Source organism: Chromobacterium sp. IRSSSOUMB001, assembly GCF_023507765.1.
GTDB classification, from domain to species: domain Bacteria; phylum Pseudomonadota; class Gammaproteobacteria; order Burkholderiales; family Chromobacteriaceae; genus Chromobacterium; species Chromobacterium haemolyticum.
In genome coordinates this window covers 119,745-137,663 of sequence record NZ_JALCYU010000003.1, presented here as the reverse complement: position 1 = coordinate 137,663, position 17,919 = coordinate 119,745, and the positions used below count along the sequence as shown (strand labels likewise).

Genomic DNA, 17,919 nt, shown 5'->3' with positions numbered 1-17,919 from the left:
GCGCTTTCCCGTTGAATGACGGCCTGGACGCCGTCTTGGCGCGGCTCAGGCCTTGATCGCCGGGCGCAACGTAATCACACGGCGCGCCGCAGCTTTGCTAGTATCGGGATTTTGCCACATTGGAACTCATTCGTATGCGCACCTTGCTGGCTTGTGCAAGCCTGACCCTGTTCTTGGCCGCCTGCGGCTTCAAAGGCCCGCTGTATTTGCCCGCCCCCGCAGCCAAGCCGCCCGCCGCCGCGCCCGCCGCCAAACCCGCGGTCAAGGCCGACGCCTCCTCCCCTCGCGCCGCGGCAGAATCCGCCTCTCCCGCCTCTCGCTGACGGTTCCCGCCGCGCTTCCGGGCGGTGCGGCGACGGCGAAAAATGCCGAAGACATATTGATATTCCCACGCGGTTTCCTGCACATCAGTCATATCCTTTACACTCAAAGGCTGTATCTGCAGATAAAGGAGCCGCCGATGTCTCACTTCGCCCGTCACCTGGAACATCACACCATCGTCAACCCCTTCCCCGGCATCGTGAAGCTGGAAGCGGCGTTGGGCCACCGCATCGGCGCGCGCATCGGTTCCAATGAAAGCATGGCCAAGCCGGCCTCTCCGCTAACGGCGGAGTTCGGCGAGATGATGACGGAACTGGCCCGGCTCTACCCTGACCCTTACGCGCACGGACTGCGTCAGCGCGCGGCGGCCCACAACCGCGTGGACGCGAGCCAGGTACTGTTCGACACCGGCGCCGACAGCCTGATCCTGTTGGCCTTGCGTCTGGCCTGTAATGTCGGCGACGCGGTGGTATGCACCGCCGGCACCTATCCCACCTTCCGTTATTTCGCCGAAGGCGTGGGCGCGCGCATTCTGGAAGTGCCCTACCAGCAACAAGGCGACCGGCTGCAGGCCGATCTGCCGCGGCTGGCGGAAGTGGCGCGCGCCGAGCGTGCCGCCGTGCTCTATCTCGCCAACCCGGATAATCCCAGCGGCCACTACTGGAGCGCGGACGATATCCTGGCGCTGCGCGAAACCCTGCCTTCGTCCACGCTGTTGATCCTGGACGAGGCCTATGTCGATTTCTGCGTGGACGCGCAGGACGCGCCGCCGCAGGGCGCGCTGCCCAACACGCTGCGTTTGCGCACGCTGTCCAAGGCCTATGCGCTGGCCGGTCTGCGGGTGGGCTACGCCATAGGTCCGCAACACATCGTCGCCAAGGCGGACCAGATTCGGCCGCAATTCGCGCTGTCCAGCTTCGCCCAACTGGCGGCGCAAATCGTGCTGGACGATCCCGACTATTCCCGTCAGCTAATCGCCGCCACCATCCATCTGCGCGACAAACTATCCGACGCCTTGCGCGCGCGCGACCTCGTGGTGATGCCCTCGCACACCAACTTCGTCTGCATCGCCTATCGCGACGCCGCCAGCAGCGAGGCCATCCATCGCCAGCTGCTGTCCGACGGCATCGCCGTGCACCGCCCGCCGCACCCGGCGGTACGCCACTTGCTGCGCGTCACCGCGCAACCGCAGGCGCTGTCGGCCAAAGTGATGGCGGCGCTGGCGGAAGGTTAAGAAGCGGTTCAAAGCCCGCTGCGCGTCAGCGGGATGGATAGATGGGTTGAAACCCGCTTTGAAACGCTCATGTACCACGCGTACATTCTGCTTTCTCAGCGGGTTTCGTCTTGTCTTGCTCTCAAGACTTTGAACAGGCTCTCCCGCCCATAAAAAAGCCCTGGACCGGCAAGCGGCCCAGGGCTTGATCTTTCCCCATCCTTCTCACTCCGAAGTACTGGGATTCCAATACGCCTGACTGATGAAAGGCTGGGCCACCAGCTTGGCGGCGATCTCCTCCAGTTCTTCCCACTCCACCGAGGTGGACAGCAAGGTGGCGGTCATCTCCACCTCGTCGTCGCCAAAGGGCTCCACGTCCAGATCCCCCACCGGATACTTGGACTCCTCAAGCAGGTCGCTGAGTAAGGCCATTGCGTGTTTCTGGCCGGAACGGCTAGAGATCACGCACAACTGGTAAGTGACTTCGCTGGTTTCGTCGTCGATAGGCTTGCGGTTGATCGAGTTCACCACCGGACGCAGCAAGGTGTTGCTGGCCAACACGAACAGCGTGATCAGAAAAGCCTGGGGAATCTGACCCGCGCCGGCGCTGGCGCCGACTGCCGCCGAGCCCCACAAGGTCGCCGCGGTGTTCAAACCGCGCACGTTCAAGCCCTCTTTCATGATGGTGCCGGCACCGAGAAAACCAACGCCGGACACCACGTAGGACGCCACTCGCGCCGCGCCGCCGGTGCCGTCCAGCTGCAGCGCCATGTCGACGAAGGCCGCCGCGCCCACCGCCACCAGGGTATTGGTGCGCAGGCCGGCGGTGCGCTGACGGAACTGGCGCTCATAGCCTATGGCCGAGCCCAGAATGAAAGCCGTCAACAGGCTGAGCAAGGTTTGCAGCAGACCAGACCCGTTGAAGCCCAGAAACTGCAGTAAGGTTTCCACTTGTTATTCCTCCTGCGGTCGATTGAAAAGTAGCCGTCCCGGCATGCCGGGAAACAGTCAGGCAGTTTGCCACATCCGCGTGAGCGGGTCGTGTCCGACCAGGCGATTTCTACGCGCCGAGCCATGCGCGCTCCCGCCCAAGCAACAAAATTGGCGGCGGCGGATTGCTACTGACAGCACGCTGTCAGCAGGGGAGCCGCACACTGGCGTCACGGCCCTGAGCCGACCCGCGTATCCACCACGGAGAGCCTCAACATGCGCACCCCTCTATTTCAGCTTCCCGCCGGACACGGCTTGGAAATCGCCAGTTTCGAACTAAAAGAAGGCGTATCCGAAGCCGAACTGCAACACGCCGCCCGGCAAATCGACGCCGACTGGCTCCGCCATGAAACCGGCTACCAAGGCTACGCGCTGCTGCGCGGAGAGGAACGGCGCTTCGTCCACCTTACCTTGGCCGACAGCCCGGAACGCGCGCGGCAATTGTGCGCGCAATGGCCGGCGGAGCCCGCCTGCCGCGATTTTCTCGCCGCCATTGCCGCCGATACCGGCCACATGGACTTTTATCACTGCCTATAAGCCGTACCCCCTACAAGGAGTTAACCATGTCCCCTTTCCTACACTGGTTTGAAATTCCCGTGACCCAGTTCGAGCGCGCCGTCGCCTTCTATCAGCAGGTATTGCAGGTGGCGCTGCATGAGGAGAGCTTCGACAACGCCCGCATGGCGCTGTTTCCCAAAACCGACGACAGTTGCGGCGGCGCATTGCTGAGCTGCCCGCAAGCCCGCCCCCACGTAGACGGCGTGCGCGTCTATCTGGATGGCGGCGCCGATCTGGACGCCACGCTGGCACGGGTCAAAACCGCCGGCGGCATCGTGGTGCAGCCCAAGACCCCCTTGCCGGAAACCTGGGGGCACATCGCACTGTTTTCCGATCTGGAAGGCAATCTGATCGGCCTGCACAGCGCCACATGAGCCGACGCTACTGGATAGGCGTGGCCAGCCGCGACCATGTACTGCGCGGGCTGGCCGGCGGCTTCGCCCAGCTCTGCCACGGCAAGGCCGCGCCGCTCAGGCGGATGGCGGCCGGCGACGGCCTGATCTATTACTCGCCGGTGCTCAGCCTGGAAGGGCGCGAGCCCTGCCAGCGCTTCACCGCCATCGGCCAGGCGATGGACGACCGAGTCTACCCGTTCCGGGTCAGCGCCGATTTCGAGCCCTACCGGCGGAACATCGCGTTCTGGCCGGCAGAGGACGCCGAAATCCGGCCGCTGCTCGGCCAATTGACCTTCATCGCGGATCCGGCGCGCTGGGGCTACGCCTTTCGCTTCGGCCACCTGGAAATCGGCCGCGCCGATTTCCTGTTGATCGCGCGCGCGATGCGGGCGACACTGCCGCCATCCATGCTGCGGGAACCCGACTAAATATGCGCCGAGCCGACCGACTGGTTCAAATCCTCTTGCTGCTGCGCGGCCGCCGCCGCACCACTGCCCGGCAGTTGGCCGAATGGCTGGAAGTGACGCCGCGCACTGTCTACCGCGATATGGCGGATCTGATGGCCAGCGGCGCGCCGCTCAACAGCGAAGCCGGCGAGGGCTATTGGCTGGAAGCCGGCTTCACGCCGCCGGCGGTGGCGTTTTCCGCGCGCGAACTGGCGGCGCTGGAAGTGGGCGCGCGCATGCTGGCGGCCTGGGCGGACCGGGACACCGCCGCCGCGGCGCAATCGGCGCTGGGCCGCATCCACGCGGTGCTGGGGTCCTCCGGCCTGCCGCCGGAGCCGCTGTACGCGCCCACGGCGGGCAATTACCCGCGCGAGCGGCTGGCGCCGCTGCGCGACGCCATCGTCTCCCACCAAGCGCTTTGGGTGGATTACCGCGACGAAAACGGCCGCGACAGCCAACGTGCGCTGTTGCCGCTGGCTCTGTTTTTCTGGGGCGACCGCTGGCTGCTGGCCGCCTGGTGCGGCCTGCGCCTGGACTACCGCAGCTTCCGCGTGGACCGGCTGCAAAGCTGGCGCGACACCAACCTAAGCTGCCCGCCCGACGTCAGCCTGGCCGGCTATCTGGGCCATGTCGACAGCGACGGCCGGGCGTTGGCTTGGCTGGAGCGACACCAGCGCCAACCCTGGCACCAAGAATAAGCGACGCCTGACCGGCGTCGCTGCCCGTTCAAGGCAGCAGGATGATGGAGCCGCTGGTCTTGCGTCCTTCCAGATCGCGGTGCGCCTGCGCCGCCTCGGCCAGAGGATAGCGATGCGATGGCGCCACCTTGATCCTGCCGTCCGCCACCCGTTCGAACAGCGCCTGGGCCGAAGCCTCCAGCTCCGCGCGGCTGGCGATGTAATCGGCCAGCTTAGGCCGGGTAAAGAACAGCGAGCCGCGACTGGTCAGCTCCAAAGGCGCGAACGGCGGCACCGCGCCGGACGCGTTGCCAAAGCTGACCAACATGCCGCGCGGACTCAGGCAAGCCAGCGATATCTGGAAAGTATCCTTGCCCACCGAGTCATAGACCACCGGCACGCCCTGTCCGCCGGTGATCTCGCTGACTCGCGCCACCACGTCTTCGCGGCTGTAATTGATCACATGCTGGCAGCCCAGGCCGCGCACGATGTCGGCCTTGGCGTCGGAACCAACGGTGCCTATCACCGTCGCGCCCAGCGCCGTCAGCCACTGCACCGCGATCTGTCCCACTCCGCCGGCGGCCGCGTGCCACAAAACGGTTTGGCCCGGCCTCACCGGGTAGGTGCGTTGCACCAGATACTCCACAGTCATGCCCTGCAACATCATGCAGGCGGCGGATTCGTCGCTGATGCCGTCTGGAATCTTCACCAGCACCGCCGCCGGCAGCAAGCGTTCGGCGCTATAAGCGCCCAGCGGGCCTCCGGCGTACGCAACGCGGTCTCCCACCGCCAGACCGGACACCCCCGGCCCCAACGCTTCCACCACCCCGGCCGCCTCCTGGCCCAGTCCGGACGGCAGCGGCAACGGATACAGACCGCTGCGCTGATAGGTATCGATGAAGTTGACGCCGATGGCGGTATGACGCACCCGCGCCTGACCCGGTCCCGGAGCGGTCAGCTCCTGGCTTTGCAGACCGAGCACTTCCGGCCCGCCGGTGTGAGAGAAAACGATGGCTTGAGTCATGGCGGCCTCCTAGGCTCAAAAAATCCAGTGTGCGACGGCGCCGCCGTCCCAGGCAAGCCGCTGTCGCAGAACAGACTGTTTCTACATCAGACCAAGAATTGCCCGCGCCCCCAAGCCAGCACTTCCGGCAGGATGCGCGGCCAGGCTTCAAGCCTATGATCGTCGCCGTTGAACACTGTCTGGCGGCAGTCCAGATACAGCGCCGCCGCTTCGCGCCAATCAAGCACCTCGTCGCAACTGCCCAACAGCAGCCAGTAACGGCGCGCGGACGGCTGTGACACGCGCTGCGCCAGCAAGGCGTGCATATCGACGTCGCTCAAGGTGTAGACCACCCCGGTGTAAGGGTTGGTCTGCTCGCCGATGAAACGCGCCAAATCGTCGTAAGGCCGCACCGCCGGATTGATCAGCACCGCCGGGCGTTGATGGCGCTCGGCCAAAAAGGTAGCGTAATAACCGCCGAGCGAACTGCCGATCAGCAAGGTGTCGTCCGGCAAGGACGCCACCAGAGCGGACGCCTGCTCGATCGCCTCGGCCGGATGCGGCGACAACTGCGGGCAATGCAAGGTCGCATCGAACGCGTTCTGTTGCAAATAAGCGGCGGTTTCGTTCGCCTTCAACGATTGAGGACCGGAATTGAAGCCGTGCAGGTAGACAATGTGCATGCGGATGGGAACAAACAGTAAATAAAGGGTTCATTCTAAATGGCCATCGTCCCAAGAAAAACCCTGGCAGCCGCGGCTGGCAACCGTCCTTTTGACGGGCTTGCCAATACATTCGCATGAATGATACAAAAACGCGGAAAAAATAATAAAACCGACGATTTATGCCACTTAAGCGCGGTTTACAAAGATAACAGGAGAACATAAATGCTTGCCACCTTGCCGGACAACGCCCTCGTCGCCGACGCCACCACCACCAAACCCTACTCCGTAGCCAGCCTGATCATGGCGTGCGGCTTTCTGCACCACAGCGCGCAGGCTTTTCTCGACGACGTGCGCGCGGACCAGGCGCTGATCCGTTCCGGCTTCTGTCCGCGCCACCATGTCCACGTGGACCGCGACGGCCAGGCCACGGTGGACGGCTTCGTCCATGAACAGGTTAGCTTGCTGCTTCAGCACAATGCCTCCCTGCATTTCGCCTTGCATGAAATGCTGATGCAATTCGGCCCGGACGCCTGCAACGACACTCTGGCCGGCATCATCGTGCGCGGCCTGCGCGGCGTTCAGGATTGGCAGGCCGCCTGCCAGTGCCTGGCGTCGATGCGCCGCGGCCCGGCCCGCGCCTGAGCAGGTTTCAAGCCGTCATGCCGGCGGCTTGGCCCGCTTGGCCAGGTCCAAGGCCTTGAGCCTGGCGCCGACATCGCCCTGCGCGGCCGCCTTGGCGTACCAGCGGATCGCCGCCGGCAAGTCCCGCTCCACCCCGTCGCCATGCTCGTACATGCTGGCGATCAGATACTGCGCGCCCACGTCACCCTGCCGGGCGGCCTTCTCGTACCAATACGCCGCCAGCCGGTAATCCTTGGCCACGCCGCGACCGAGGAAGTACTGAGTGCCCAGATCCAACTCTGCCGGCAGATAGCCTTGATCCGCGGCCGACCGGAACCAACGCGTCGCCTCGGCTTGCGACTTGGCCACCTGCTGGCCGTTTTCGTACAACACTCCCAAGGCGTGCTGGGCCTGCGGCAAACGTAGGTCCGCGGCGCGCCGCAGCCAGCGCAGGGCCCGCTTCTGGTCCACCGCTCCCGCCTCGCCTCGCCGCGCCAGTCCATCATCGCCAGGTCGAAAGCCGCCACCCGATCGCCGGCCTCAGCCGCCTGCTCGAACTGCCGCCGCGCGGCGGCGTAGTCCCCATGCTGATAGCTGGCCCAGCCCGGCACCTCGGCCGCCGCCGTCATCGCCCAGCACACCACGATCCACCGTATTACGTTTCGCATCTTCGCCTCCGCTGGACACTGCCAAGCTGTTCCCCGCCTTGCGAGCGGGAATGCGCGCAGGCCTTGAACAGCTTCTTGCAGAATAAGTCGGCGCGCGCCGCCGCTTATATCGCCGGCTCAGGCTCCACCTCGACTAGCCAGGCCCGACGCAGCGCGGCCACGGCGTCGGCGAAGGCGGCGGCGGCTTCGTCGATGCCGCCGGCCATGTTGAAGAAGCCGTGGATCAGCCCCGCTTGCCGCTCGCAGCGGACCGACACGCCGGCGGCCGCCAGCTTGGCGGCGTAGGCCTCGCCCTCGTCGCGCAGCGGATCGAAGCCAGCGGTTTGAATATAGGCCGGCGGCGCGCCGTCCAGCTCGTCGAACAGCGGCGATACCTGCGGATGGCGCAGCTGGCCACCGCCGGTGTAGTGGCGCACGCACCAGTCCATGGCGGCCCGCTCCAGGTAGAAACCGTCGCCAAAACGCTGGATGGAAGGAAAGCCGGCGCTATTGTCCACCACCGGATACCACAGCAGTTGTAGGCGCGGCCGCGTGGCGTCCCCGCGCGTGGCCAGCGCCACCACGGCGGCGAGATTGCCTCCGGCGCTGTCGCCGCCCACCGCCAGCCGCTCCGGATCCATTCCCCAGGCGACGCAGTCCGCCGCCAGCGCGCGGAAAGCGTGGATGGCGTCCTCCACCCCGGCGGGGAAGGGATGTTCCGGCGCCAGCCGGTAATCCACCGAGATCACCTGGCAATGCACATCGACGGCCAGCGCGCGGCAAGGCAGGTCGTGCGATTCGATCGAGCCCACCACGAAGCCGCCGCCGTGATAGAACACCAGCGTCGGCGCCGGCAATGCCAAGCCCGCTGGCCGGTAGCTGCGCACGCGGATCGCGCCGGCGGGCCCCGCCAGCGCCGCGTCCTCGACCAGCACGCGTTGTGGCGTCACTTGGGCCAGCAAGCCTCCTTCCCAGTCCAGCTCACGCCGCGCGGCAGCCACGCCGAGACGATGCCAGCCGCGCTTGCGGCCCAAGCGCCGCAACCGCAGCACCAATTGCAACTGAGGGTTCAGCGTCAGCCCGTCGACGCGGCATGGCGTGCCGGCCAGCGCCTTGAGCAAGGGGCCGGGCAGCCGCAACGCGCGGCGCGCCAGCGCTCGCTCCAGTCTTTGTGCCAGCGTCGGCGTCCTCATCGAGCCAGCCCTGCGAATTGATATGCCGACGGAATTGAAACTAGATACCAAGCACCGCTGAAGGTGGCGATGATGATGCCGGACAGCAGCGCGCCGACCGCCATCATCCCACCGGCCAGCCGGTCGCAGCCGCGCGGCCCCAACCGCGTTTGCAACAACCAGCGCAGCCCGCAGCCGATATGAGTAAAGTAGGCGACGATGGACAAGAAGTAATAGGGCATGAAGAACAGGAAGTAATTGCCCAGGTTCAGACCGGCGGCGGCGAAATAGAAATTGGTATCCACGCCTTGCCCCCAGCGGCCGTACAGCACCGCGCTGAGGTGGAACAGCAGGAAGAAAGCGAGGTACAGACCGGACCAAGCTTGGGCGTGGTCGAAAAAGCCCTGCCGCCGGCCTCGCCGCGCCCACACGAAATACAGGCCAGAGCCCGTCTGGAACAGCACGCAAGCCAGCAATAGGGTTTCCACCGGTGGGAAGCGGTACAACAGGCGGTAGGCCCGCATATAGTCGATATGGGCCTGGATACCGGCCAAGGCGGTCAGGTGATTGAGCAGGTGGAACAGGATGTACAAGCTGATCAGACTGGCGGACAGGCGGTGTAACTTGTGCAACATACGACCCCTTTTTCGGCGAAAGACGTGAGCCGGCCGGCGCGGACGCGGCTCCGGCCAGTCTCGCAGCTTATTGCCCGGGATTGAGCTTCCGGGTCTAACTGAAAGCAGGATGGCATCGACGCTCATGCCGTGGGCGAGGTCGCCAGCGGATGCTCGGCCCCGGCCTCCAGCGTACGCAGCGCGCGGCGCGCGTAGTAGGCGAAGCCAGCCTGGGAGCGCTTGTCCTGCAGAATCCAGTCATGCGCTTCCCGTGCCAACTCCGGCTCCACTTCGCGGATCTCTCCCGCCGCTTCCGCCAGCAGTTGCAGCCGAGCAGCGCGTTCGCACTGGATCGCCATCATGCAGGCCTCTTCCACCGAACGGCAGGCCACCACTAGGCCGTGGTGGGCCAGCAGCGCCGCGCGCTTGTCCCCCAACACGCATCTGATGATCTCGCCCTCGCTGTTGCCCACCGGCACGCCGGGCCACTGCGGCAGAAAGGCTACATCTTCGTACAGCATGCAGGCGTCCATATGGGCTATCTTTAACGGGCGGCCCAACATAGACAGTGCCGAAACGTGGACTGGGTGGGTGTGGATGATGCAGCGCACATCTGGCCGCGCCCGATAGATCCAGCTATGGAAGCGATTGGCCGGATTGGCCATACCGTCGCCCTCCTGCACATCCAAGTCGGCGTTGACCCGCAGCAGGTTGCCGACGGAGGTTTCGTCAAAGCCCAGACCCAGCCGCTGGGTGTAGTATTCACCCGGCCGTTCCGCCCGCGCGGTGATTTGGCCGGCCAGACCGGAATCATGGCCCTGCGCGAACAGGATGCGACAGGTCAGCGCCACTTTTTCGCGCAGCGACCAGTCCTGCACCCCCAGGTGGTGTTGCATCTGCGTCTTCGCCCGTTCGATCAGGCTCTGTTTGTCCATTGCCATAGTGTCGGTCATGGCGTCTCCTTTCTCGACAAGAACCTGCCACTCCGCGCGAGGCCGGCCCGAATGCGGAACTCCTCCCGGCACGGGAGGGCCGCGCTCATGCGATGGCGGGCTGGGCGTGCGACGCCTCCCGATGCGCGGCCTCGATGGAACTGAAGAACTCCAGGCGCGCGTCCACCAGGCGATGGCCCGCTTGCAACATCAGGTCGATCTGCTCCGGCGCCGAACTGGCGATGTCCAGCATGATGTCGCGTATGGTTTCGGCGTGGCCGTCGTCGCACTCCACATGGATGTGGAAGAACTCGAGGTCGCGCCGCGCCGCGCCCAGCGCCTCGAAGCCGAGGATGATGTCGCCGTACATCGGCGGCACCAGTCCCTCAGCGCCCAGACACAAGGCTCCCAGACCCGCTGCCGGGTTCAGGTTGCGGCAATGCTGGAACATGCTGTCGATCAGCCGGCGCGTGCCGGCCAGCGGCTGAGCGCCGTCCAGCGACACCGAGTAATGCTCCAGCATTTCGCGGTAGATCAGATGATGCGGCCGCGGGCTGTTCGGCGCCAGTCCCAGTTCCTCGAACAAGTTTTCCGCCAGTTCCAGCACTTCCTCGTTGCTGGGCAGATTGGCCATCATCGCGCACAGGTAGCGCGTGAAGTAGGCGCTGTACAAGCCTTGCTGCACCAGGAAGATCTTCAGTTCGTCGAGCGAGACTTCGCCGGCGCGACAGCGCGTCAGGAAGGAATGGGAACGGAGGCGTACTACCAGTTGCTCTTTGCTTTCTTCTAAAATGGCCATTTGCATATTCATAATGTCTGCTCCAAAATCAGGATTTGAAAAGGTCCTGTCGGACCAACCCATATAACGTTGAGACAGTGGTACAACCTTCCACGGCAGCGAGCCTAGGAATATGGTCCGGCTATTAGACATCAGCCCCACCTCCAAAACCGGCATGAAATAAGCACTCACAAACTATTGTTATTAGTTTTATTCTTGTTTATGAAATCATTTCATTTACAGCTTTCTTATTTTTAATATTTTAATTATTCTGCTAACATGTTGATTTTTATGAACATGGATTGCAACACATACGGATAGCGTTCTTACAGGTCTATCCACCGTGTTATTGGGTTTTGCCCTCCGATTCACAGTTGAAAGTCAGAGTAATGTCAGATGCCCGCACAAAAACATGTCATCCGCGTTTTACCCGACTTGCTATCGACGACAACGACTGAGCAGCTTAAGCAGCGCTGCCAACAACTGGTCTCCAACATTGGGATGGATTTCTTCCTGATCGGCATTGAATCCGTGAATGGCGACACGCCCGCACCTCGCGTGGAAACTAACTACCCAGCAGTCTGGATGGAACGTTACGCGCGACTGGAATGGGTGAAGCGCGATCCGGTGGTACGCCACTGCCGGCAGTCAGCGGTGCCGCTGATCTGGCACCGCGGCCGCTTTGAGGACGAAGCCGCCCAGCACCTGTTCGAAGAAGCGTCCGCCTACGGTGTTTCCGCCGGCGTGGCCGCCTCTTTGCGCGGAGTCGGCCGCAACCAGCAGATGATGATGACCGTGGCCTGCGACGCCCGCGCCGACGCGCGCACCGACCAATGGCTGCAAACGCTGACGCCGACAGTGCACTTGCTGTGCTCCTACGCTTACGAGGCCGTCTGCCGTATCGAAGAGGCCAGCCAGGCCACCGCGGTCAACCTGACCCAGCGCGAGCACGAATGCCTGCGCTGGGCCGCCGCCGGTAAAACCTCCTGGGAAACCTCGCGCATCCTGCGCTGCTCCGAGTCCACGGTAAATTTTCATATCCGCAACATCATCAACAAGTTGAAGGTATCCAACCGCAGCCAAGCCGTGGCCCGAGCCTTGGCCCAAGGCTTGATCCCCCCTGATTCAATCAGCTAGTACCACGCCGGCAATGGCCACAGAAGGGTTAACTAGACCTTGCAGTTCCTGACGCCTGAGCTTGCCACTGGGCGTGGTGGCGATGTCGGCCACCAGCTCAATGCGGTCTGGACGCAAAGCCTTGGGCCACAATTCGTGCTGAACACGCCTCAGCAGGTCCTCCACCAATGCGGCACCGCTGCAACCGCTGCCCGTGGTCACCACGTAAGCGCGCAGCCGGGTCAGCCCTTCAGCGGTGACCACCGGCAACGCCGCCGCCTTCAACACCCGCTTGTCGTCCAGCAGGAAAGCTTCCAGCTCCTGCGGGCTGACCCAGTAGCCGGCCACCTTGATGCGTTCGCTGTCGCGCGAGACAAAACTCAGGCCCTCGCTGGCGCGCACGAACAGATCGCGGGTGGGGAAACTGGCCGGCGCCGTTTCGATGGTGCCGGCTTCGCCGGGCCGCAAATAGCCCAGCATCATACAGCCGCCGGACAGGTCCAGGGTGAAGGCCTCGGACGGCGCGTCGGCGTCTCCGGCATGCGGCGTTTCCAGGTAACGGAAGCCTTCGACGCGACGCAGGCCGGCACCGCCGTCGACGGTTTCGGACAGATAGGGCGCGAAGGTTTCGGTGGTGCCGATGGAGTCCAGCATCCGCGAACCGGTCCAGGCTTCCCAGCGCTGACGGATCGCCGGCGGCAGGCGTTCGCCGGCGGAAAAGGACAGCCGCAGCGCGCTGAAGTCGTAAGCCCGCTCCGCCCGCGCCATCAGCAGGTGGTACAGGGTGGGCACCGCCAGGAAGGCGGTAACGGATTCGGCTTCGATGGCGTCGAGAAAATCGGCGTGACGCCCCCATTCCGGCAGCAGCACCGCGCTGGCGCCGACGCTGAGCGGCGCATGCAGCCCCTGTAGGCCGAAGGAGAAGAACGGCCCGGTGCTGGCCAGCACCCTGTCCTCGGCGCACAGTCCCCACATCGGCCGGGTCACGGTGCGCTCGAACTCCCAGAACGAGCGGTGAGAATGCGCGCACAACTTGGGCCGGCCGGTGGAGCCGGAGGTGGCGAGCACCAACGCCGGGCTCAGATCGAAACTGGCTTCGATGTCCCCGACCGCGTGCGCCGCCGTCGGCGCGCTCTTGCGCGCCGCCAGCGTCGCCAGGTCGGTCATCGCTTCGGCGCGCGGCTGGCGCGCGGTGCGGTCGGCCAGAATCAGGTCCGGGTCATAGCTTTGCCACAGGTCTTCATAGTGTTCGGCCGGCAGATCCGGGTGCACCATGAAGGCGAGCCGCTGCGAACGCATGGCCGCCAGCCAGTAGATCACCGTCTCCAGCGTCGCCGACCCCACCAGCGCCACGCGCTGCCCCGGGCGGCGGCCGGCAAGCAGGAGATCCAACTCGCGCGCCGCCGTCAGGCTCAAGGCCTGCAATTGGCGATAGCTGAGGACGCGGCGGCCTTCCGCGCCGCGTTCGATCAGGGCGACGCAATCGCCGCGCCCGGCGCGCACATGGCGGTCCACCATCAGGTCGACGCAACCGGGGCTGGAGTCAATAGACATGTCTTGAACCTCGCAAATTTGAAAATGCGGGCCGCCGTTGGCGGCGCGCGCTCAGCTTTCCAGCGCTTCGGCTTCCGGCTGCGCTAGGCGGCGGTAGTCCAACACCGGCACGCCGCAGCGGAACAAGTCGCGCAGCCGGGTCATCGTCGACAGCGGATTGGGCCGCTGGAACACATTGCGGCCCACGCAGATGCCGCCGGTGCCGTGGCGGACCACCGCCGCGGCCAGCTCCAGCAAGGCCAGTTCATCGGCCAGCGCGCCGCCTGCGAACAACACCGGGGTGTGCTCCTGGATGCCGTCCACCAATTCCGGGATGACGTTCAGGTCTTCCGGCGCCGCCACTTTCAGCGCGTCCACGCCCAACTCCACCGCCGCGCGCATGAAATGGCGCAAATGGTTAAGCGCCTTGCCCGCCAGCGGTCCCTTGTCGTAGACCATGTTCAGCACCGGCAGGCCGTAGGCGTGGGCCTGGTCCACCACCTGGCCGATCAATTGCAGGTTGTGGCCTGCGGTGTCGGCGGAGAAATTAGTCTGGATCGACACCGCGTCCGCGCCCAGGCGCACCGCGGCTTCCACGCTGGTCACCATCTGCTTGACGTCCGGAGTGGCGCCGATATTGAGCGATCCGTTCAGGTGAATCATCAGGCCGCAGCCGGGCGCCCCGCCCAGCCGCTGGGCGAAACCCTTGTGAGCGACGATGCCGGTCACCACCTCCGGATCCAGCCAGCGCAGCACCTCCTCCACCCGGTTCAGGCCGTCCAACGGGCCCATGGTCAGGCCATGGTCAATGGGAACGATCAAGGCCTTGCCGGATTGCCGGTCTACAAAACGGGACCAGCGACGTTTGCGTGCCATTTCAGTCATTTAAGCCTCCTTGCTGCTGTGTGTGTCCAACGGGGGATCAGCCTTCGCTCAGCACTGAACGGATCGGCCGGCGCAGGATCTTGCGAGTGGGAATCGTGCTGGCCAGCGCGGCCAGGATGACCACGCCCGCCAGAGTCAGGGCGTAAACCGGCGCCACCCAGGCCACCTCCACCGGCACCGCATTGCTGGAGCCGGGCGGGATCCACATAATCTTGGCCGCACGCACCGCCCAAGTGACGCCCAGCGCGCAAGCAATGCCAGCCAGCGCCGCGGCCGCGGCCAGCCAGCTGTTCTCCAGCGCGGTGAGCGTCATCACGAAGCGGCGGGTGAAGCCCAGGCTGCGCAGGGTGGCGAATTCGCGGGCGCGTTGGGCGAAGTTCATATAGCTGGCGTTGAGCAGGCTTGTGAAGCCGACGATGCCGGCGACGATGGCGATGAAGTTGAGAAAGCCACCCAGCACCGCCTTGAACTGCTGATAAAAGGCTGCGCGGTCGGACCAACGGAACACAGTGACGTCGAGGCCGGCGGCCTTGAGTTTGGCGGACAGTCGGTCGCGCACGGCGTCCAGACCGGCGCCATCGGCCAACAACACGTGGTATTCGCTGATTTCGCGGGTGTTGAGCAGGGCCTGGGCTTCGGCCATCGGCATCACCACCAGGCGGTCGTTGATTTCCTTGATGCCCCAATCCATGATGCCGGTCGGCAACGCCTGGGTGGCGTTGATGCGCGCGACGCCGCGAGTGGACACCATCAGTTCCAGCGGCCCGGGCGGGCAACGCATCGGCCGCGAGGCCGGGGTCTGGCCCGGCTGCGCCGGGGCGAAGCCGACCTTGGGCACTTCGCAGCCCAGAATAGCGGCCAGGCCCTGGCCCAACACCAGCGGATGGGCGCGGGTTTCCTGCCACAGCGGCGTGCCTGCTACCACGTCGTACTCATAGGCCGGGCCCTTGATGCGGCGCACTTCCTGCACGTCCTGGCCGATGCCGGCGAAGATAGTGCTGACGCGGGCATTGGACACCATGCCGGAAATACGCAGGATGCGAGCCCGAGCCGCCACATCCGCATCCTTGGACAGCACCCGGTCGATGTCGCTCTGCATCGCGGCGGTGATCGGATTCTGGCCGGCGCCCTCCACTTCCCTGGCTAGCTGCGACGACGGCCGCTCAATCACCAGATGGCCGCGCGCTCCCCAGCGCATGAAGGCGTTCTGGATCAGTTCCACATTGGACTGCGTGTAGCCGGCCAACAGGCATAGGGCCAGGATGGACACCGCCATCACCACCAGGGTGCCGACGGATTTGCGTCCCTGCCGCCGCACATTGCGCAGCGACATGCTCAATAACAATTTGGCGTTCATCTCGCGGCCTCTCTCACATGGTCATCAGCGTATCCAGCGCGAACAGGCTGTCCGGCGGATTGCTGGGCGCCACCTGGCCGTATTGCAGGCGGCTGTAGCGGTCCGGGAAGTTGGCGTTGACGATCTTCATGGTGGATACGAAGGGTTGCTCGCGGCCGTTGACCTTGACCTTGTTGCCATACTCAAAGGAGGCGGTCTTGAATACCGCCCCGCCGGCGGTCAGAAAATCCGCCTTCACACCCATCAGGCTGCGCTTGTCCAGGTAATAAACAATGCTCTCGTAGGTGGCGCCCGGCGTGGCGGCGGCTAGCTTGAGCTTGTGGCAGTCCACTCCGTTGACCTGGGCGCTGCCCGCGTAGGCCGGGGAGTAGTCGCGCGCGTACTGGGTAGCAGCGATGTCGCCATTAGCGGCCTCGCCCACCAGCCGCTGCTGCGGACTGATGCTGACTGGCTTGCGCAGTCCGGGCTTGGCGTACCACATCGCCCGCGAGGCGATCAGGATTTTCTCGCCCTGGTAACGCTTAGGCTCCACCGTGCGCGCCAGCGCCTTGCCATCGCGCACCACAATGTCGTAGGTGGTAGTGGTCGCGCCAGCCGGGTCTTCGGTATGGATGCTCAATGACCACTTGTAAGCGCCCCAACCGCCGCGGGCTCGGTCGGCCTTGCGCAGCCAGTCGCGCATGGTCGCTTCGCTGGGCGCGTCTTCGGCGTGGGCCAGGCTGGCGGTGAGCAAGGTGGCCAGCATCAGGCAGGAGGTGGTAGCCAGCAGCCGGGTCAGCGGCACTGATTTGCCCTTGGCCCGCACTTCGCCGCCGATGCGTTTGCGCGCGGTGACGGCCGCGCCCAGCGCGATGCCCAGCGCCGTCACGACGCTGGCGGCGAGCGCCCAGCCCAGCGGCAGGTCCAGCGCCAGCTTCACCGGTTCGGCGATACGCGGCAATTGGGTTTGCAGATTGGCGGAGAGGATTCCGTAAATAGTCATATAGGCGAGTCCCAGGGCCACGCAGGCCGCTATCAGTGTGGTCAGCACGCTTTCCCGCACGAACAGGCCGGCGATCTTGCCGCGGCTGAAGCCCATGGCGCGCAGCATGCCGATTTCGCGTGTGCGGTCGGCCACGTTCATGGCCACCGTGTGCTGGATGGTGGTAAGGGCGATCACGAACACCACGGTGCCGGTGAAGGCGAACACCATGTTGAAGAAGCCCATGAAACTGACGTAAAGCTGGCCGATCTGCGGGTGATTCCAGGTGGTCACCTCATAGCGGCCCGGAGCCTGACGCTCCAGCCGCGCCGCCAGCGCGTCGCGGTAGGCGACGGCGTTGCCGCGGTCGTCCAGCTGGATCACCACGCGGGATACCGCGTCGGTGTCGTACAACGATTGCAGCAGATTGAGAGGCGCTTTCAGGCCCTTGTCTTCGATCGCCTCGATGCCGGTGGAGAACTCGCCGCTCAACGGTGCCTCCACCGCATTGAGGCGGTTGGAATAGGAGGCGCCGAATAGCTGCAAGTCCCCACCCTTGGCCGGCGCGCCCAGCAAGTCCTGCAACTGGCGGGTCAGCAACAGGCCGTCGCGGCCCAGCGCCGACGGCGGCGCGGCCAGCGGGCTTTCCGCCTGCAGCGCGGCCTCGAAGGCCGGGTCGATGCCGCGACCGAGGAAGACCGCGTTCTCGCCGCCGGCATTGACCATGCCGACGCCGACCAATTGGTCCGACACGCGGCGGAAGTGCGCCAGTTCCTGCGCCTGCTTATGCAGCATCCGCTGCTCGGCGCGGTCCAGCGAATACTGCGCCGGCGTCGCGGCCAGTTGCTCCGGTCCGTCCTTGCGGTAGATCTGCACATGCGCGTTGGCGTCGCGATAGATCACCACCGAGGCCAGCGAGCCTTCGACGAAGCGGATGTAGCCGAGAAACAGCAACACGGCCAGCAAGCCGACGCCCACCGCCACCACCGTGGCCAGCGTGCGGCGCCGGTCGCGGTACAGATTGCGAAATGCCAT

20 protein-coding genes are annotated in these 17,919 nt (G+C 64.9%); 8 read left to right on the top strand and 12 right to left on the bottom strand.

All coding sequences use genetic code 11. The annotated features are described in order from the left end of the window. Nucleotides 1–134 precede the first annotated feature (134 nt). Nucleotides 135–323 (top strand): lipoprotein, encoded by a 189-nt coding sequence (locus MOV80_RS04895; RefSeq protein WP_081575442.1) that lies wholly within the window; start codon nucleotides 135–137, stop codon nucleotides 321–323. A 137-nt stretch (nucleotides 324–460) separates the two neighbouring features. Then, entirely contained in the window at nucleotides 461–1,555 is a 1,095-nt protein-coding gene (locus MOV80_RS04890; protein ID WP_043639361.1) for an aminotransferase class I/II-fold pyridoxal phosphate-dependent enzyme, read from the top strand. Between the two features lie 204 nt (nucleotides 1,556–1,759). Here MOV80_RS04890 and MOV80_RS04885 read toward each other — a convergent pair whose 3' ends face one another. Continuing rightward, entirely contained in the window at nucleotides 1,760–2,485 is a 726-nt protein-coding gene (locus tag MOV80_RS04885; protein WP_019103569.1) for an MgtC/SapB family protein, read from the bottom strand. A 255-nt stretch (nucleotides 2,486–2,740) separates the two neighbouring features. On the opposite strand from MOV80_RS04885, the gene MOV80_RS04880 reads away from it, so the two are divergent. The 4 genes from MOV80_RS04880 to MOV80_RS04865 are packed head-to-tail and all read left to right on the top strand — an operon-like array spanning nucleotide 2,741 to nucleotide 4,621. Next, on the top strand, nucleotides 2,741–3,061 hold the full coding sequence (locus tag MOV80_RS04880) for a hypothetical protein (protein WP_118268460.1): 321 nt from the start codon (nucleotides 2,741–2,743) through the stop codon (nucleotides 3,059–3,061). A gap of 26 nt (nucleotides 3,062–3,087) precedes the next feature. Continuing rightward, nucleotides 3,088–3,456, top strand: a complete 369-nt coding sequence (locus MOV80_RS04875) for a VOC family protein (protein WP_162897149.1) — start codon at nucleotides 3,088–3,090, stop codon at nucleotides 3,454–3,456. Next, nucleotides 3,453–3,905 (top strand): EVE domain-containing protein, encoded by a 453-nt coding sequence (locus MOV80_RS04870; protein ID WP_081575440.1) that lies wholly within the window; start codon nucleotides 3,453–3,455, stop codon nucleotides 3,903–3,905. The genes MOV80_RS04875 and MOV80_RS04870 overlap by 4 nt, the downstream gene beginning before the upstream one ends. Before the next feature lie 2 nt (nucleotides 3,906–3,907). Continuing rightward, nucleotides 3,908–4,621 (top strand): YafY family protein, encoded by a 714-nt coding sequence (locus MOV80_RS04865; protein ID WP_081575439.1) that lies wholly within the window; start codon nucleotides 3,908–3,910, stop codon nucleotides 4,619–4,621. 28 nt (nucleotides 4,622–4,649) lie between these two features. On the opposite strand, the gene MOV80_RS04860 is transcribed toward MOV80_RS04865, so the two are convergent. After that, complete coding sequence (locus MOV80_RS04860; protein WP_118268462.1) at nucleotides 4,650–5,624, bottom strand: quinone oxidoreductase; 975 nt, start codon at nucleotides 5,622–5,624, stop codon at nucleotides 4,650–4,652. An 86-nt stretch (nucleotides 5,625–5,710) separates the two neighbouring features. Then, nucleotides 5,711–6,286: a YqiA/YcfP family alpha/beta fold hydrolase gene (locus MOV80_RS04855; RefSeq protein WP_081575437.1), complete on the bottom strand. Its 576-nt coding sequence runs from the start codon at nucleotides 6,284–6,286 to the stop codon at nucleotides 5,711–5,713. Between the two features lie 204 nt (nucleotides 6,287–6,490). Here MOV80_RS04855 and MOV80_RS04850 point away from each other — a divergent pair, with 204 nt between their 5' ends. Then, nucleotides 6,491–6,910: a hypothetical protein gene (locus MOV80_RS04850; RefSeq protein ID WP_118268463.1), complete on the top strand. Its 420-nt coding sequence runs from the start codon at nucleotides 6,491–6,493 to the stop codon at nucleotides 6,908–6,910. Nucleotides 6,911–6,925: 15 nt separating this feature from the next. Here MOV80_RS04850 and MOV80_RS04845 read toward each other — a convergent pair whose 3' ends face one another. From MOV80_RS04845 to MOV80_RS04825, 5 genes are all read right to left on the bottom strand, one after another. Then, entirely contained in the window at nucleotides 6,926–7,360 is a 435-nt protein-coding gene (locus tag MOV80_RS04845) for a tetratricopeptide repeat protein (protein ID WP_240333844.1), read from the bottom strand. Nucleotides 7,361–7,661: 301 nt separating this feature from the next. Further along, a complete protein-coding gene (locus tag MOV80_RS04840; protein WP_118268464.1) occupies nucleotides 7,662–8,729 on the bottom strand; it encodes an alpha/beta hydrolase in 1,068 nt (355 codons plus the stop codon). Further along, nucleotides 8,726–9,343 carry a hypothetical protein gene (locus MOV80_RS04835; RefSeq protein ID WP_118268465.1) on the bottom strand — a complete coding sequence of 206 codons (618 nt, stop codon included), beginning with the start codon at nucleotides 9,341–9,343 and terminating at the stop codon, nucleotides 8,726–8,728. The genes MOV80_RS04840 and MOV80_RS04835 overlap by 4 nt, the downstream gene beginning before the upstream one ends. Before the next feature lie 122 nt (nucleotides 9,344–9,465). Continuing rightward, nucleotides 9,466–10,275, bottom strand: coding sequence for an aldolase (locus MOV80_RS04830; protein WP_118268466.1), 810 nt, complete (start codon nucleotides 10,273–10,275; stop codon nucleotides 9,466–9,468). 85 nt (nucleotides 10,276–10,360) lie between these two features. Next, nucleotides 10,361–11,053, bottom strand: coding sequence for an iron-containing redox enzyme family protein (locus MOV80_RS04825; protein WP_205422963.1), 693 nt, complete (start codon nucleotides 11,051–11,053; stop codon nucleotides 10,361–10,363). A gap of 375 nt (nucleotides 11,054–11,428) precedes the next feature. On the opposite strand from MOV80_RS04825, the gene MOV80_RS04820 reads away from it, so the two are divergent. Then, complete coding sequence (locus MOV80_RS04820) at nucleotides 11,429–12,169, top strand: autoinducer binding domain-containing protein (RefSeq protein WP_118268468.1); 741 nt, start codon at nucleotides 11,429–11,431, stop codon at nucleotides 12,167–12,169. Here MOV80_RS04820 and MOV80_RS04815 read toward each other — a convergent pair. The 4 genes from MOV80_RS04815 to MOV80_RS04800 are packed head-to-tail and all read right to left on the bottom strand — an operon-like array spanning nucleotide 12,158 to nucleotide 17,919. Further along, on the bottom strand, nucleotides 12,158–13,702 hold the full coding sequence (locus MOV80_RS04815) for an AMP-binding protein (protein ID WP_205422964.1): 1,545 nt from the start codon (nucleotides 13,700–13,702) through the stop codon (nucleotides 12,158–12,160). The two genes, MOV80_RS04820 and MOV80_RS04815, sit on opposite strands and share 12 nt — an antisense overlap. Nucleotides 13,703–13,753: 51 nt before the next feature. Continuing rightward, nucleotides 13,754–14,566 carry an aldolase gene (locus tag MOV80_RS04810; protein ID WP_191186118.1) on the bottom strand — a complete coding sequence of 271 codons (813 nt, stop codon included), beginning with the start codon at nucleotides 14,564–14,566 and terminating at the stop codon, nucleotides 13,754–13,756. A gap of 37 nt (nucleotides 14,567–14,603) precedes the next feature. After that, complete coding sequence (locus tag MOV80_RS04805; protein ID WP_118268470.1) at nucleotides 14,604–15,923, bottom strand: FtsX-like permease family protein; 1,320 nt, start codon at nucleotides 15,921–15,923, stop codon at nucleotides 14,604–14,606. Nucleotides 15,924–15,936: 13 nt separating this feature from the next. Beyond that, nucleotides 15,937–17,919: an outer membrane lipoprotein-sorting protein gene (locus tag MOV80_RS04800; protein ID WP_162897150.1), complete on the bottom strand. Its 1,983-nt coding sequence runs from the start codon at nucleotides 17,917–17,919 to the stop codon at nucleotides 15,937–15,939.